We start from the raw sequence: 17258 nt of genomic DNA, 5'->3' as shown, positions 1-17258 counted from the left end.
CCGACGCAAGGCGACAGGAACGCACTATCTCACTATTAACTGTTGACTATGGACTAATGACTAATGACTAACCTAAACAAAGCAGTTGTTTTAATTACTGGTGCATCTGGTGGGTTTGGACAGGAACTAACCCGACAATTGTTAGCGGCTGGTAGCCGACTAATTTTAACGGATATCAATGAAGCGGTTTTGCGTGAGCGAGTTGCAGCAATTCAAAGCGAAGTGAAAACAGGTGAAGTCTTAGCCTGTCTAGGTAGCGACCTTTCTCATGCTCAAGGATGTGACACCCTCTATCATCAGGTGAAAGCATTCGCTACCCCTATCGATATTTTAATTAACAATGCTGGTGTCGGCTTATTCGGAAGAATGGACGAAATTCCTCCAGAAAAATGGGAATATTTAATGCAGGTTAATCTCCTGACACCGATGCGGTTAAGTTCCTTATTTGTAGCTGATATGATTGAGCGCCAACAGGGACATATTGTGAATATTTCCTCCTTGGCGGGGTGGTGCGCGATCGCAGGCATGGCTCATTATAGTGCTAGTAAGTTTGGTTTACGTGGTTTCAGTGAAGGGCTGTTCAATGAAGTAAAAGACTACAATGTAAAAGTAACAGCTGTTTATCCTTTCTTTAGCCGGACTCCGATTTTGCAGTCGGAACGTTTTGGAACTTTAGCTAAGACTTTTGCAGGTTTACCAGAACATTTGATTACTGAGCCAGCTGATGTCATGCGTGCCACAATTCAAGGAATTGTTAAAAATCAACTTCATGTATTTCCCGATTCAACTGCTAACAGGCTGCATCTTCTCCAACGCTATTTTCCGCCGTTAGTTAATTGGATCAATAGTCGTATGGGTAGGAGTATAAAAAATGATAGAAACGATTAACTATAGTAAAGAACAAAACAAATTGAGTACAACTCAAAAGCATTTAATTATCGGTGCTGGTTTTGTGGGATTAGGAATGGCGCAAGCACTGAAGGCGGCTGATATCCCCTACGACCAAGTAGATGCCAGTGATGATATTGGTGGAAATTGGTATCATGGCGTTTATGAAACCGCACATATCATTTCCTCACGCAAAGTCACCCAGTTTACTCATTTTCCCATGCCGGAGAGTTATCCCGACTTCCCTAGCGCTCAAAACATGCGGGATTACTTAAACTCTTTCGCTGACCATTTTGATTTGCGTCCGCATATTGAACTGAACAAAACAGTCAGTTATTTACGTCCCATCGAAAACAATCTTTGGGAAGCCACATTTACCAATGGAGAAAAACGCATCTATAAAGGCGTGTTAGTCTGCAATGGTCATCATTGGTGTAAACGTTTTCCTAAATTTGAGGGACAATTTAACGGCGAGATTATCCATACCAAGGATTACAAACACCCTGATCAATTACGTGGTAAACGAGTTTTGGTGATTGGTGGCGGAAACTCAGCTTGTGATGTAGCCGCAGAAGCAGCGCGTGTAGCAGCTAAATCCGTTTTAAGTATGCGCGAATCGGTGTGGTTCATCCCTAAAACTTTTGGTGGAGTACCAGTTAGCGATCGCACTACAGGAGTGTCGCCAATATGGTATCAAAGATTAATGACGCATCTGTTGATCCGTCTCAGCTTTGGTAAGCACGAAGATTATGGTTTACCTAAACCCCAGCATCGGATTTTTGAGAAACACCCAACTGTCAATAGTGAGGTTCCCTACTATATCAAACACGGACGCATCATCCCTAAACCTGGCGTGAGTCGGTTAGATGGTGAAGAAGTAGAATTTGTTGATGGGAGTCGAGAAGCCTTTGACCTCATTGTTTGTGGAACTGGTTATTATGTGTCCTATCCTTTCCTCCCCCCTGAACTTCAGCGTGTCGAAGGGTCAGTAGTCAAATGTTATGGAGGTTCGTTTTTAGATGATTACAAAGGGATATATTTTATCGGTTGGTTCCAGCCACGAGGCGGAGTAGGATCGCTAATTGCTGCTTATGGCCCCCTTTTCGCGCGTTATCTCCAACTCCAAGACGAAATTAATGTACCTCTGGGTTTAGTTTTCCAAGAAATGGGGGAAAAATTACCACAAACTCATCTATTTGACCCTCAGCGAATTTTTCAGGGATTCAAGCAGGCTCATCTCTCATATGACCAGTTGGCGAAAAAAGCTCATCAGGTTGATAGTAAATATCGTAATTTTAGCAATCGCCAACTTCCGCAGATACCCACCTATCAGGAGTTGCAATCAAAGATAGTCATCTAGTGGCCTGGTAAAAGGGTGTTTGAAAAGTTGTGAGTGTCAAATTTTAGGCTAATCGCCTAAGCATAATACAGATAGAGGCAAATTAGATAAAAATTAGCCAGACTTGATATAAGTCCTCGTAATCTCAAAGTTTGTTTATAAAGTATAAATAAAGATTTAGTAAAACAAGAGACATTAGACTTGGCAGTTTTTGTTAAATAGTTATACTATCTATGCTTATCAAGCATACAAGTAATATTGCTGGAGTGAAAGCAATAGACTTTGTTTGTTAATCTCTACCTGATTAGTTATAAGTCTCAAACATCTGGGTGTAATTGTTGAGAACAGGGTGAACAATATAAATTTCGGCTTTTAGCCATTCTCTGGTGTATCTTCATATAAATTATCACTGGAATATTTTTCTGTCTTGGTAAATTTCCATCACCTAGCAACATCAAGAAACTAAACCGGAAGAATTTGCAAAGCAAGATATTTTAAATTCATCTTTAGTTTCAATTTACTTAGGTTTTGTCAAAAATTATTCCTTTTCAATTACATGATTAACAGCACAAAATTTTTACCCAAAATTTATTTAAATCAAGCATTTGTTTGTAACCGTTGGCTAAACATACCTCAAGGCTTTATTAAATTTCTGAAAACAGAGATACATCAGTCTATTAGCAGCCGTTTTGAGACAATAGTCAAGAAATATCCCCAGGCGATCGCTGTTAAAAGCAAGACAGAATTACTAACTTATGAAGAATTAAATAACAGGGCGAACCGTTTAGCTAATAGTATTCTCTCTCAGCATGGAGAGAAGAAAGAAGTTGTAACGTTACTATTAGAAAAGGGAACGAATTTTTTTGTTGGTATTTTTGGTGTATTAAAAACAGGGAAAATATTTATTCCTCTAGATGTAGGCTTTCCTCAAGAAAGACTAGCCTATATTTTAGAGGATGCACAAGTTAATTTAATTATTACTAATAATCTTAATTTACCTTTAGCAAATCAGTTAGCTGGTAATGGCTGCCAAATATTTAATATTGATGATATATCTCCAGAGGTTTCTAGTCAAAATCCAGGCAGAGAAATTGACCCTGATACACCAGCATATTTAATTTACACAAGCGGTTCTACTGGAAAACCCAAAGGAGTTATTCATAATCATCGTCATAGCTTGCATTATTGCATGAATGACACCAATACTTTACTCATTAGTGCAGCAGACAGAGTAATATTTCTCTACTCTTGTGGGGCATTAGGTGGTATTTTATGTCTTTTTTACACCTTACTCAACGGAGCATCTTTATATTTATTTAATGTCAAAGAAGATGGATTTACCAATCTAGTTACTTGGCTGATTGAAGAAGAAATTACGATTTATCATTCCTTCGCTACACTATTTCGGCATTTTGTTGACAGTTTCACAGGTACAGAACAATTTCCCAAGATTCGCTTAGTAAAATTAGGAGGCGAAGCCACATTACAAAGGGATGTAGAAAACTATAGAAAATATTTTTCTGCTAATAGTGTTTTATATGCCAGTTTGGGAGCTACAGAAACAGGAACATTTTGTAATTTTATTGTTGACAAAGATAGCGAAATTACTACTAGTGCTGTACCTATCGGCTACCCAGTTGCAGATATGGAAATTTTGCTGCTAAATGATGCTGGTGCAGAAGTTGATGATGGTGATATTGGAGAAATTGCGGTCAAAAGTAAATATTTAGCTCTTGGTTATTGGTGCAAACCAGAAAAAACGAAAACAGTATTTTTATCTGCTGCTGAAAACACACAAGAAAGGATTTATCGTACTGGAGATTTAGGACGCTTTGAGCCTAATGGTTGCCTTATACACATGGGTAGAAAAGATTTCCAGGTGAAAATCAGAGGCTTCCGCGTTGAGGTTGCGGAAATTGAAATGGCACTTTTTAAAACTGGTAAACTAAAAGAAGTGGTCGTGGTAGCTCGTGAAGATATTCCCCATGAGAAAAAATTGGTAGCTTACATTGTTTCCCAAGAGCAAATAAAACCTACTACTAAAAAACTCCGGGATTATTTGCAAGCTACATTACCTGAATACATGATTCCGAGCGCATTCGTATTTTTGGACAGATTACCATTAACACCTAATGGTAAAGTAGACCGTCTGGCTTTACCAGCACCTAATTTTTCGCTGGAAAATTCTGTATCTGCGCGTGATGATTTAGAACGTCAATTAATAGAGATTTGGGAAACCATTTTAGGCGTTCAACCTATTGGCGTGCAAGACAACTTCTTTGAATTAGGCGGAGATTCTCTATTAGCTGTACGGATATTTGCACAGATAGAGCAAAAATTTGGTTATCAACTACCATTAGCTGCTTTATTTCCATCTGCTACTGTAGAAGCGATCGCCCAAATTATCCGGGAAAAACAAGATCAATCAAAGCCTGATTGGTCTTCACTTGTCAAAATTCAACCTCATGGTTCCAAGCCACCTTTATTTTTGATTCATTCCTTGGGAGGAGAAGTTCTTTGTTATCATAACCTAGCAAATTATCTAGGCGCAGAACAACCTGTTTATGGCTTGCAACCGCGAGGATTAGACGGAAAACAACAGCCATTTGTCCGAGTTGAAAATATGGCTGTATATTACATTAAAGAAATCCAGACTGTTCAACCACAGGGGCCGTACTTTTTAGGAGGATATTCTTTTGGTGGTGTAGTGGCTTTTGAGATGGCGCAACAACTCCACAAACAAGGGCAAAAAGTAGCGTTGGTTGCGATGATTGACACCTTTCGTCCTGGTTACAGCCAAAGGTCATCATTTTCGCAGCGAGTTCTCATACATTTAGAGAATATAATTCAGCAGGGGCCACATTACATCTGGCACAAAGCTGTAGGTTTAAGTGAGGTATATAAATACCAATTACACGAAGTATATAAGCATTACTCAAACATTTTACGCCAAGTATTAAATACTGCTGTAGATGCCCCAGAAACCGACAAGCACTTAAACATTATGGATGCTAACGCCGAAGCCCTAAAGAACTACAGTTTTCAAAAGTATTCAGGTAATGTCACTTTGTTTAGGACTGAAGATCAAAACCGCAAGAGCGCTGTGGGAATAAAATACGATCCGCAATTTGGCTGGGGTGATTTAGTAGAAAATTTAGATGTTGATTATATTCCAGGTTCTCACGTTTCCCTACTTTCTGAACCTTTTGTCAAGGTGCTGGCTCAGAAATTTCAGCTTTGCTTAGAGAAAGCCCAAATGCTTTTGGGGGATAGGTGACAGGCTGAAAATTGATTTTATTCAGGGTTTGAGATTCATTCCTGTCCTCATCTATTTTGTAATAAAAGAAATACAACCATATCATTATTCATCCGTCAATGATATGACATCCCCAACCTCAAAAGTTTGCCCTGCTATGGTCACTTGATCGGTTGATACTAATTTGCGTCCGCGTCGAGTTTCGACTGCACCGTTAACTTTGACATCACCATCAAGAATCATCAGCTTGGCTTGTCCACCAGTCGGGGCTATACCTATTAATTTCAAAAATTGGTCGAGCTTAATCATGCTGGAATTTATACTGGTCAATAACTTTATTTTATCTTTGGGCGGGAACTGGGGATTGGGAACTGGGAACTACAGGAGAAAAGAAAATCTTTGTTTAAGCTTCTCTCCCCCCACTCCCACCCTACGGGAAGCTAAAGCTACATCTTCCTCATCTCCCCCCACTTTCCAAACTCCAACCGAGGGCTGTAGCCACTTGTCCAGCGAGTTCTAGGGGGTTAAAAGGTTTAGCGATCGCAGTAACCATTCCTAATTTTGAGTAGCGGCGGCGGTCTGAAGCTTGAATTTTAGCTGTTAATAATATTACAGGTATATCTTTAGTGACAGGATTAGCTTGCAGTTTCTCAAAGGTAGCGATACCATCCATATCTGGCATCATTACATCTAATAAAATTGCATCTGGTTGATCACTCTCGGCTTTATTTATACCTTCCTGTCCTGAACTGGCTGTCACAACTTGCCAACCCGCCACAGTTTCCAAGCAAATCTTCGCAACTTCTTGGATATACTGCTCGTTATCAACTACTAGAATCCGTTTATTCATAGTTATTAGTTAGTTGTCAGTTGTCATTAGTCATTAGTCCATAGTCAACAGTCCACAGTCAAAAGCTATTCTCCCTCATCTCCCTCATCTCCCCCCACTCCCCACTCCCCACTCCCTACTCCCTACTCCCTCACACGGGTAATTCGTTGAAGTAACTCAATAACTCGTTGCTCAAACTCTTGGGTTGTCACCCTTCCTTTGGTTAAAAATTCTGTGTGTCCTAACTTTAAACGCTTACGTTCTGATTCCTCCAAATCTTTCGCTGAGTAAACTACTACGGGAACTTTGCATAGACGATTGTGTTTTTGTAACCAATCTACCACTGCAAAGCCATCGGTTTCTGGCAAGATTAAATCAAGAATGAGTAAGTCGGGATTGACTTCTTGGCTGAGGTGAATGGCTTCTCGTCCGGTTTTAGCTAAGAAGGTTTCAATATCGTGTCTTTCAAATAACGTCACGAATAGTTCAGCTAAATCTGCGTCGTCTTCCACAATCATTATACGGACTCGCCTGGAAGATTTAGCAATTGCTTGTCGCAAAGATTGTAACAGATAGCTTTCTTGCACTGGTTTACTTACCCAATCGACAAAATCGCTAGTGGGTGGAGTATTGTCTGTGGGTTTGTAGACGCTGCAAATCACTATGGGGATATGTTTGGTTTGGGTGCTTTCTTTGAGTATTGCCATTGTTTCCCAGCCATTCAGCCCTGGCATGAGCAAATCTAGTACAATTACGTCTGGTTGTTGAGTTGACGCTAAGGCGATCGCTTCTTGTCCTGTGGCTACAGTTACTACTCGATATCCCCCTTGCTCTAGGAGCGTCTGGAGTTCTATACGGATCACAGGATCATCATCACAGACTAAAACTAAAGGGGAGTGGGGAGTGGGGAGTGGGGAGTGGGTAAGTTCGGGAATTTCTGGATTTTGGGGTATAGGCAATATTGGTAAGGTGAGGTAGAATGTGCTACCTTCCCCTAAGATACTTTCCGCCCAGATGCGTCCGCCGTGCTGCTGTACAATACTTTGACAAATAGCCAAACCCAACCCAGTACCGTCATGATTACGTGAGTCGGAAGAATCCACCTGTTGAAAGCGCTCAAAAATACTATCAAGTTTGTCGGTGGGAATACCCCGGCCGTTATCTCTCACCGTCAGCAATAGTTCATCACCGTATTGTTGCGCTACTAGCCAGACTGTTTTCTCAGGAGTCGAGAATTTAATCGCATTACTCAGCAGATTAGTTAAAGTCTGCACAATTCGGTCAGGATCGACCCATAATTGAATCGATGGGCTAGAAATTGATAACTGTACCCCTGCTTTATTCGCCAAAGGCTGCATAATACTAACCGCCGATTCAATTAAGTCGGTAAGGTCGCAGGTTTCCCGCTCCATTTTTACCCTACCAGACTCGATGCGTTCAATATCCAGAATATCGTTAATCAGCCTGACTAAGCGTTCCGTACTATCAGTAGCAATTTGTAGCAACCTTTTTCCCTGCTCTGAGTCTGCTGGTAATAATCCACTGGTGAGCATCCCCAAGGAACCATGAATTGAGGTTAACGGTGTACGCAACTCATGGCTGACAACAGAGACAAACTCATCTTTCATTCGCTCAATTTGTTTGCGCTCAGTTACATCACGCAGGATTACCGTATAAAATATTTCTTGATCTAATTTGAATTTAGAAATAGAAGCCTCAGCCGGAAATTCCGTCCCATCCTTGCGACAACCGAAGATTTCCCGCCGTTCTCCCATCCGCCGCGCCAAGCTGGGAGCTTGTCCAAATTCGCCAACGTGCTGACGATGCGCCTGAGCAAAACGCTGGGGTATGAGTGTATCTAGGCGCTGTCCGATAATTTCTTCGGCGGAATAACCAAAAATTTTCTCTGCACCTTGATTAAATAGGGTGATACGTTGAGTACCATCAATAGAAATGATCGCATCATCGGCGATATCTAAAATTCGCGCCAGTCTTACTTGCGAGATGCGTAGTGCTTCCTCAATTTGTCGGCGTTGATCAAGTTGTGAGTGCAACTGGCGATTAACATTGACTAACTCAGCCGTCCGTTCTGCCACTCTCAACTCTAGTTCGTTATTGACTTTTTGTAGAGTAGCTTCTATTTGCTTGCGGGAAGTGATATCTCTGACTATACCTAACATCCGCACCGCTTCGCCTGTATCGTTGTAGTAGAGTTTGCCTGTTCCCTCAATCCAGTGAATACTACCGTCTGGCCAGATGATGCGAAACTCATGGTTATAGTCAGTTTTGTGCTGACGCGCATAGTTAATTACTTGCTCTAAATCTCCCCGATCTTCAGGATGAGTAAAACCTTGAAAGGCTTGATAAGAGCCATCAAATTCTTCTGGTTCTATACCAAATAATCGGGCGTGACCTTCAGACCAGATAATTTTGTTAGTAACTAGATTCCAGTCCCAAATGCCTAAGTTAACTGCTTCCAGAGTTAGGGATAAACGTTCCTCACTTTCTCTAAGTGCTGCTTCGGCTAGTTGACCATTATGCTGATTGCGTAATGCTACTATGCCATAAGCCACATCTGCCGTTAGTTCTTCCAACAGCTTGACCTCATCTGCATCAAAAGCATTGGCTTCAGCAGCATAGATATTCAACGCACCAAAAACTTGACCATTATCTATTAAAGGTAAAGCAATTGATGATGCGTAACCTCGCTTACTAGCTTGACAGCGCCAAATTTCATATCTGGAATCAGTCTCAATATTCTGAATAATAGCGGTTTTTCCTGTACGAATTGCCGTTCCCGTCGGCCCTTGACCGCGAATCGTATCTGCCCAGGTAAGATTTAGAGATTGCAGATATCCTTGTTCATAACCAGCTTGAGCCACTGGACGGATACTTTTCTGCGCATCATTTTCACCAAAAGCCACCCAAGCCATGCGATAGTTACCCACATCCACTAGAATTTGGCAGACCTTATGTAATAATTCGCTCTCGTCTTGAGTACGCACTAGCAACTGGTTACAATCACTTAATGTTTGCAGTGTGCGATTGATGCGTTTAATTTCTGCTTCTGTTTGTTTATATTGTGTGATATCCCGTGTAATTGCCAACTGCACCAAGTTACCATCTGTTTCGTTACACACTGGTACAGCATGAGTCGCCATCCAACGACGATTACCTTTATAAGTAATAATTTCAAATTCCAGCTTTCCTGCTTGTCCTTGACAAACACTTTCGTTGAATTGACGAAACGCCTGTCTATATTCAGGCACAATCAACGAATATACTGACTTCCCAATCACTGCATCAGCACTATCGGCTTCTATAGTTGCCAACCCGGCTGGATTCATATCCAATAAAGTACCATCAGCCGCGACAATTTTGATACATTCTGGTTCTGCATTGAAAATGGTGCGCCAGTCGGTGAAGGAGGGAGTGGAGGGGGTAGGGGGAGATGGGGGAGAGGTGATTTCTCCTACACCCTTATACACCTGTACCCCTGTACTCCTACTTTCACTTACTTTCCGCCGCAATTTTACCCGTTCTAATCGATTGATGATTCGGGTTACTAGTTCAGGGCCGACGATGGGTTTGCTTACAAAGTCGTCTGCACCCACACTAAATACTTGATTAACAATTTCTCTATCGTTGTGGACTGTGAGGAACAGTATGGGTAATTCGCTCCATTGGCTGTCATTTCTAACGACTTGGCATAGTTCTATACCATTTGTGTAAGGCATTTCCACATCTAGAATTAACAGGTCTGGGTTGACATCTGCTAACTTCTCCCAGAATTGACGCGGATCATCTAGGGTAATTACTTGTAGTCCCCAAGGATGAAGTAAAGTTTGTAACAATGCAAGAATTTGCGGGTCGTCATCTACTGCTAAGACTTTTGCTTCTGCTTGGGGGTGTTGTGGTAACTGGGGTGCTGCTGTTGTTGATGGTGGTAATGCTTGTGGTTCTTGTGCTGCAACTGCTTGTCTTAATGATTTGACCCAACTTTGCAGATTTTTTAATTCTGTTGGTGTGAACTTTTTATCTGATTTTAAAAGCTGCTCAATTTTCTTCGCTAACTTCGAGCCTTCTGGTAAACCAAACGTTCCCAATGAACCTGCTAAGGTGTGGGCTTCGCGGGTTGCTTGCGATCGCAATTCTGAGTCTAAAGCTTGTTGGGTGAGTGCGTTTGCAGCTTGCTCCAAAATCCTGACTTGCTCATCCACCCGTCCGTAAAACTTCTGCCAAATACCAGCTATTGCTGTTAGCGTTTGCTGCTGAGGTTTTCCTTGAGAATTACTCTTTTTCTCCTGTTCTTCCTCCTGTGATTTGAGACGATAGCCAATTCCATAGACTGTCTCTACCAAATCACTGGGCGCACCTGCATTTCGTAATTTCATTCGTAACCCTTTGATATGGGTGCGAACCGCTTCTTCCCCTGGAGTGTCTTCATAAGACCATATGTGTTCTAAAATCATGCTACAGCTAAAGACACGGCGGCTGTTACGCAAAAATAACTCTAAAAGAGCATATTCTTTAGGAGTGAGGGAGAGCAATTGTTGATTGTATCGGACTTCGCAACTGCTGGGGTCAAGCCGCAAATTACCGCATTCGAGAATGGGCTGTGCTGTAGTTCCACCCCGCCGCAATAAAGCCCGCACACGCGCCACTAATTCTTCTTGATCAAACGGCTTAACTACATAATCATCAGCACCAGCATCTAATCCAATTGCCTTTTCGTGACCACTATCACAGCCTGTTAATAACAGGATAGGCATCTGCCGACCACTGGAACGTATTTGCCGACAAAGGCTAATACCATCCAGCTTTGGCAACATTACATCTAATAGAATTAAATCATAGTCATAGGTATCGATTAAATCCCAAGCCGCATCACCATCAACCGCAACTTCAACTGCATAATTTTGCTCTGTGAGAACGGCTGTCAGTGCATAAGCATTTAACTTGTCATCCTCGACAACTAAAATTTTCATATATAAAAGTCTTTTTGATGTTAATTATTTAACCGACTCGGATAATTAAATACAATTCTCAAGTACAGCAAACATAATAATGAGTAACATTTTTATACTAAAAACTATTTTAGGTTTTAAATCTTATAAAAATTTATTTTAAGTAATAAATATCCATAATTATCAAACTTTAGACATATGTTACTTAATAAAAAAATATGGACATGATACACATAAACTAATAATTAAGAAAATATTCTTAAATCTAGCAGGTGTTAAAGACGATTTCATATTCTTGAACTTTTCTACCCTTTTTTCCAGTTATATCATGTTCGCTTAAAGAGTCATTGTTAAGAGCGCAAGGGAAAAGAACTGATATGTGCGTTATTGATGAGAGCGATCGCCCTCCAACTCGATTTCTTCTTCCTCACAAGTTCCTCAAATTGTTACCCTATGAATAATAGATGTAAGACAGTTGTTTATACTCCATAGTTCATATTTTATCTGTTCCTTGTATCCTTTTACCCACCCACTAGAGGTCTATATGCCAAACAAAATCCTCGTAGCATTGGATCGCTCAGAAATAGGACAACAGGTTTTTGAACAAGCATTAGTATTAGCCAAGGCAACAAAAGCCGACTTATTACTACTACACGTTCTCTCACCAGAAGAAGAAGGCAGTCCCCACATACCAATGGTATCTAATTATGACTACTATCCTGGTTTAAGCGGACAAAGCTTTGATATATATCAAAATCAGTGGGATAACTTTAAAGCTGAAGGCGTGAAGATGCTGCAAAACTTTGCGGCTCAAGCCAACACAGCCGGAATATCTACAGAGTTTACCCAAACAATGGGTAATCCTGGTAAGACAATATGTAAACTCGCCACAAATTGCGGTGCTAACTTAATTGTCATGGGACACCGAGGATTATCTGGCATTAGAGAATTATTACTGGGTAGTGTGAGTAACTATGTGTTACATCACGCCCCTTGTTCAGTATATGTAGTACGTAGTTTAGTTAAAGCTGAAGGTACAGAAGAATCCTCGCAACAACAGGTATTGTCGGCTTAGTTGACAGTTGACAGTTGACAGTTGTTTTTTCTTCCCTGCTCCCCTGCTCTCCTGCTTCCACCCTACGGGAAGCTAAAGCTACATCTCCCTCATCTCCCCCCGCTCCCCAAGAAAGAAGAATGACTACTGCTCCATCAACTCATTCCCATCTAATTGGTGATAAACGCTTGAAGATGCTAGATGCAGCTATCAAGCGTCACCAATATCAACAAGACGCATTAATTGAAATCCTGCATAAAGCTCAAGAACTTTTTGGCTATTTAGAAAACGATTTATTACTTTACATTGCCCATCAGTTGAAGCTACCACCAAGCAGAGTCTATGGGGTAGCAACTTTTTATCATCTATTTTCTCTAGCACCCCAAGGAAAACATAGTTGTATAGTCTGTACGGGAACGGCATGTTATGTCAAAGGCGCACAAGCAATTCTGGCAGATTTAGAAAAATCTACTCACATTCATGCAGGGGAAACTACGGCTGATGGTGAATTATCCTTGCTGACAGCCCGGTGTTTAGGTGCTTGTGGCATTGCTCCAGCTGTAGTATTTGATGGAGAAGTGGCTGGTCATGAAACTCCAGAATTAGTGAATGAGCGTGTGCAAGGATGGCTAAAGTAAATTCAAAATTCAAAAATTCAGATTTTAAACGTTGCTGAATTTGAGATAAAACATGGAACTTAATGAATTATTAGAAATTTCCCAGCAAGAACACTCACAACAGAAATCAGTGCAAATTCGCTGTTGTACGGCGGCTGGTTGTCTGTCTGCTAATTCGCAAGCAGTGAAGCAAAAGTTAGAAGCGGCGGTGAAAGCTGGAGGTTTGGACGCACAAGTACAAGTTTCAGGTGTTGGCTGTATGCGCTTGTGTTGTCAGGGGCCTTTGGTGGAGGTGTCGGGAAATGAGGAAGAACAGCTATATGAAAAGGTAACTGCTGATGATGCACCACAAATTGTGGATGCTTTGCAGGGGAAAGAAGTGGAATTGTCCGTTGTGAATTTAGAACAGCCATTTTTTACCTATCAGCAGCCAATTGTTTTAGAAAATAGCGGCAAAATTGACCCAGAGAGGATTCAAGCTTATATTGCTGCCGAAGGATATCAAGCCCTTTACCATGTGCTGCGGGAGATGACTCCGGCGCAGGTTGTGGAGAGTATTAGCCGTAGTGGTTTGCGGGGGCGTGGTGGTGCTGGTTATCCCACGGGTTTGAAATGGGCAACGGTGGCTAAGGCAAAGGGCGAGCGCAAATTCGTTATCTGTAACGCGGATGAGGGCGATCCTGGCGCATTCATGGATCGGAGTGTCTTAGAAAGTGACCCCCATCGGGTGTTGGAAGGAATGGCGATCGCAGCTTATGCTGTGGGTGCTAGTCAAGGTTATATTTATGTCCGGGCAGAATACCCTGTTGCTATCAAACGTCTACAAACTGCTATCCATCAAGCCCAACGCCTTGGCTTATTAGGTAGTAATATTTTTGACTCTCCCTTTGATTTTAAAATCGATATCCGCATTGGTGCAGGGGCTTACGTGTGCGGCGAAGAAACAGCCCTGATGGCTTCGATTGAAGGTAAACGTGGTGTACCTCATCCCCGTCCTCCCTATCCGGCTGAGTCTGGGTTATGGGGCTGTCCTACCTTAATTAATAACGTTGAAACCTATGCCAATATTGCCCCGATTATCCGTAAAGGTACGGACTGGTTTGCGAGTATCGGCACAGGCAAAAGTAAGGGAACAAAAGTATTTGCTCTGGCTGGAAAAATCCGCAACACAGGTTTAATCGAAGTGCCAATGGGTACTTCCTTGCGGCAGATTGTAGAAGAAATGGGTGGGGGGATTCCTGATGGTGGGGTTGCCAAAGCTGTACAAACAGGCGGCCCCTCTGGGGGATGTATTCCCGCCTCAGCTTTTGATACTCCTGTAGACTACGAATCTTTAACTAATCTCGGTTCCATGATGGGTTCTGGGGGGATGATTGTCATGGATGACACCACCAACATGGTAGATGTTGCCCGATTTTTCATGGAATTTTGTATGGATGAATCTTGTGGTAAGTGTATTCCTTGCCGGGTGGGAACTGTACAGCTACATGGATTGTTAACGAAGATTCGGGAAGGTAAAGCAACACTGGCTGACTTAGAACTATTAGAGGAACTGTGTGACATGGTGAAGAATACCAGTTTATGTGGTCTGGGTCAGTCTGCACCGAATCCTGTATTTAGTACGTTGCGTTATTTCCGTGATGAGTATTTGGCGTTAATTGAACAGAGTTAAGGACTAAAGTCCTTACTACGAACATTTGGGGGAGTTATGGTATTTTTGAAAGCAATTATTGTGTGGTTAATTTTTATTATTGCTGAAAGTGTTAATGGTACTGTGCGGATGTTCTGGTTAGTGCCATTGCTGGGGGAGATACGCGCTCATCAAATTTCGTTTATTATGGGGTCGCTGTTGATTTTGGCGATCGCCACTATTTTTATAAAATGGCTTCATGCCTCAAGAACTTCGCAACTGATAAAAGTAGGGTTGCTGTGGCTTTTGCTAACTGTTGTCTTTGAAATAATTTTAGGGCGCTTCATCTTAGGCTATTCATGGCAAAGAATCGCGGCTGACTATAATTTACTGCAAGGCGGATTAATGCCCATTGGTTTAGTTTTCCTTGTTATATCTCCAGTGATAGCTACCAAAGTTAGGAGTTTCATTGAAAGGATTGGGGTGCAGGGATCTAAGGGTGTAAGGGTTTAGCTAGGTTGTCAAACATCATCTAATTCCTGTCCTTCACAAGTTCCTCAAACTCTTGTCTTATAAATCAAGACAAGGGTAGTCAAAAATTTTCAGTGAGAAGAATGAATTATGACAACGACTAAAGGCTAATTCTCCAAGAGGCTAAGGGCAATGTCAGTCAAAACTTTAACAATTAACGACCAACTCATTAGCGCTCAAGAGGACGAAACCTTGCTACAGGCGGCGCAAGAGGCAGGTATTCATATTCCTACCCTGTGCCATTTAGAAGGTGTGGGGGATGTCGGCGCTTGTCGGTTGTGTTTGGTGGAAATTGCTGGTAGTAATAAATTGTTACCTGCTTGTGTAACTAAAGTTACTGAGGGTATGGAAGTTCGCACGAATAGCGATCGCCTACAAAAATACCGTCGGACAATTGTAGAAATGCTCTTTGCCGAAGGCAATCACATCTGCTCGGTGTGTGTGGCTAACGGTAATTGCGAACTCCAAGACCTAGCCATTGAAATGGGGATGGATCATGTCCGCCTAGAGTACCACTTCCCCCAACGCCAAGTTGATGTTTCGCATGATCGCTTCGGTATTGACCATAACCGTTGTGTTCTCTGTACCCGTTGCGTCCGTGTTTGTGACGAAATTGAAGGCGCACATACTTGGGATATGGCAGGTAGAGGAACAAAATCTCACGTAATTACCGACTTAAACCAACCTTGGGGAACTTCTGACACTTGTACATCCTGCGGTAAATGTGTAAACGCTTGCCCCACAGGTGCATTATTTTACAAAGGTTCCAGCGTTGGTGAAATGAAACGCGATCGCGCCAAACTCGACTTTCTAGTCACCGCACGGGAAAAACAGCAATGGAACCTTTAGGGAGAGGTGGGGAAGATGGGGAAGTAGGGAGAGATGGGGAAGAATTTCTATTTCCCTCCTCTTCCTCCCTATGGCGAACTAAAGCTACATCTCTCAAAAAACCAGGAGGTGAAACGGATGTCCAAGACTACCAGACAAAACAAGACTCAATCTCGATTGTCGATGTGCTTGTCTCCCACTTCTTTAAAAACTCTGTTTTGGTGGCTCCTATTGTTGGGGATACTGATACTGTATATATTCCTGGGTTTAGGAGGACTAACCGCACCAACTGCAATTGCGGGTATCAATCAGCCAGAATCAGCATCAAAAGAAATTCTCTATCGCTCATTTGCAAAATTAAATGATCAATCAGGACACGTTTGGCAAGCTGTGCTATTCAAGCAAGTTTATCCTGGTCAAACCCAAACTGTAAATCTGCGGCTAGTAGGCTTTCCTGGTTCTGCGGAATTACTCCACCCCCAACCCTTAAAAATTACCACCGCCACAGGCAAAGTTTTAACGGCTGCTGATGTTTTCCTAGATGAAGCGCCAGCACCAACTATCGGTCAGTATAACTTGAAAGATATACTGCCCCAACTATCCATAGAACCCTTAGTGTTAAGCATTTCTGTACCCAAAGACACCATCAACATTTCAGTTCCCCAAAGTGTCGTACAAGAATGGCAAAAAGTAATGAGTGCTGAAGGTTGAGTTTTAAATTACGAATTATTATGTCTCGCTTGAAACTAGCAACAGTATGGTTAGGTGGATGTTCTGGCTGTCATATGTCCTTTCTTGACTTGGACGAATGGCTGATAGATTTAACAGCACAGGCAGATATAGTTTTTAGTCCTTTTGCAGATATTAAACAATATCCAGAGGGAGTAGATGTAGTATTGGTTGAAGGTGCGATCGCTAATGAAGAACATTTAACCACGATCAAAACCGTTAGAGAACGTTCTCAAGTTTTAATTTCCTTTGGTGACTGTGCTGTAACTGGCAATGTCACCGCCTTACGTAATCCCTTGGGTAGTGCTGAACCAGTTTTACAACGTTGCTACATCCAAACAGCCGATATCAACCCCCAAATTCCCCAAGAACCAGGAATTGTCCCACCTTTATTAGATAGAGTCATACCAGTACATTCCGTAGTTCCAGTGGATATTTATTTACCCGGTTGTCCACCCTCAGCCACCAGGATTCGTGCTGTATTAGAACCCCTATTACGAGGAGAAATACCACATCTAGCCGGACGAGAATTTATTAAATTTGGGTAAGTAGTCAGTTGACAATTGACAATTGACAGTTGACAGTTGTTT

Annotated in this window: 13 protein-coding genes; 10 read left to right on the top strand and 3 right to left on the bottom strand. The window is 41.9% G+C overall.

The window, feature by feature from the left end; genetic code table 11:
* The first annotated feature begins 63 nt into the window (after positions 1-63).
* The 3 genes from NSMS1_RS22335 to NSMS1_RS22325 all read left to right on the top strand — a co-directional run bounded on the left by NSMS1_RS22335 (position 64) and on the right by NSMS1_RS22325 (position 5504).
* Entirely contained in the window at positions 64-888 is an 825-nt protein-coding gene (locus NSMS1_RS22335) for an SDR family NAD(P)-dependent oxidoreductase (RefSeq protein ID WP_224086919.1), read from the top strand.
* Positions 872-2248, top strand: coding sequence for a flavin-containing monooxygenase (locus NSMS1_RS22330; protein WP_224086918.1), 1377 nt, complete (start codon positions 872-874; stop codon positions 2246-2248). The genes NSMS1_RS22335 and NSMS1_RS22330 overlap by 17 nt, the downstream gene beginning before the upstream one ends.
* Before the next feature lie 535 nt (positions 2249-2783).
* A complete protein-coding gene (locus NSMS1_RS22325) occupies positions 2784-5504 on the top strand; it encodes an AMP-binding protein (protein WP_224086917.1) in 2721 nt (906 codons plus the stop codon).
* An 84-nt stretch (positions 5505-5588) separates the two neighbouring features.
* On the opposite strand, the gene NSMS1_RS22320 is transcribed toward NSMS1_RS22325, so the two are convergent.
* The 3 genes from NSMS1_RS22320 to NSMS1_RS22310 form a co-directional block, all read right to left on the bottom strand.
* Positions 5589-5804, bottom strand: coding sequence for an RNA-binding S4 domain-containing protein (locus NSMS1_RS22320; protein ID WP_263432588.1), 216 nt, complete (start codon positions 5802-5804; stop codon positions 5589-5591).
* A 136-nt stretch (positions 5805-5940) separates the two neighbouring features.
* On the bottom strand, positions 5941-6333 hold the full coding sequence (locus tag NSMS1_RS22315) for a response regulator (protein WP_224086915.1): 393 nt from the start codon (positions 6331-6333) through the stop codon (positions 5941-5943).
* Positions 6334-6455: 122 nt separating this feature from the next.
* Positions 6456-11300, bottom strand: coding sequence for a response regulator (locus tag NSMS1_RS22310; protein WP_224086914.1), 4845 nt, complete (start codon positions 11298-11300; stop codon positions 6456-6458).
* A 523-nt stretch (positions 11301-11823) separates the two neighbouring features.
* Between NSMS1_RS22310 and NSMS1_RS22305 the strand changes: the two genes are divergently transcribed.
* The 7 genes from NSMS1_RS22305 (at position 11824) to NSMS1_RS22275 (ending at position 17216) form a co-directional block, all read left to right on the top strand.
* A complete protein-coding gene (locus NSMS1_RS22305; RefSeq protein ID WP_224086913.1) occupies positions 11824-12354 on the top strand; it encodes a universal stress protein in 531 nt (176 codons plus the stop codon).
* A 119-nt stretch (positions 12355-12473) separates the two neighbouring features.
* A complete protein-coding gene (gene hoxE / locus NSMS1_RS22300) occupies positions 12474-12971 on the top strand; it encodes a bidirectional hydrogenase complex protein HoxE (protein ID WP_224095313.1) in 498 nt (165 codons plus the stop codon).
* 52 nt (positions 12972-13023) lie between these two features.
* Positions 13024-14622 carry an NADH-quinone oxidoreductase subunit NuoF gene (gene nuoF / locus NSMS1_RS22295; RefSeq protein ID WP_224086912.1) on the top strand — a complete coding sequence of 533 codons (1599 nt, stop codon included), beginning with the start codon at positions 13024-13026 and terminating at the stop codon, positions 14620-14622.
* 36 nt (positions 14623-14658) lie between these two features.
* On the top strand, positions 14659-15093 hold the full coding sequence (locus NSMS1_RS22290) for a hypothetical protein (RefSeq protein WP_224086911.1): 435 nt from the start codon (positions 14659-14661) through the stop codon (positions 15091-15093).
* Between the two features lie 150 nt (positions 15094-15243).
* The gene (hoxU, locus tag NSMS1_RS22285) at positions 15244-15960 is read left to right on the top strand and encodes a bidirectional hydrogenase complex protein HoxU (RefSeq protein WP_224086910.1); all 717 of its coding nucleotides are present in this window, start codon (positions 15244-15246) and stop codon (positions 15958-15960) included.
* Positions 15961-16077: 117 nt separating this feature from the next.
* Positions 16078-16650: a DUF3122 domain-containing protein gene (locus tag NSMS1_RS22280; protein ID WP_224086909.1), complete on the top strand. Its 573-nt coding sequence runs from the start codon at positions 16078-16080 to the stop codon at positions 16648-16650.
* A gap of 20 nt (positions 16651-16670) precedes the next feature.
* A complete protein-coding gene (locus NSMS1_RS22275) occupies positions 16671-17216 on the top strand; it encodes an oxidoreductase (protein WP_224086908.1) in 546 nt (181 codons plus the stop codon).
* Positions 17217-17258 lie beyond the last annotated feature (42 nt).

The sequence above is a fragment of the Nostoc sp. MS1 genome (assembly GCF_019976755.1).
In the GTDB taxonomy this organism is placed as follows: Bacteria; Cyanobacteriota; Cyanobacteriia; order Cyanobacteriales; family Nostocaceae; genus Trichormus.
Note: the sequence above shows the minus strand (reverse complement) of the source record. Positions and strands in the feature narration are given on the sequence as shown.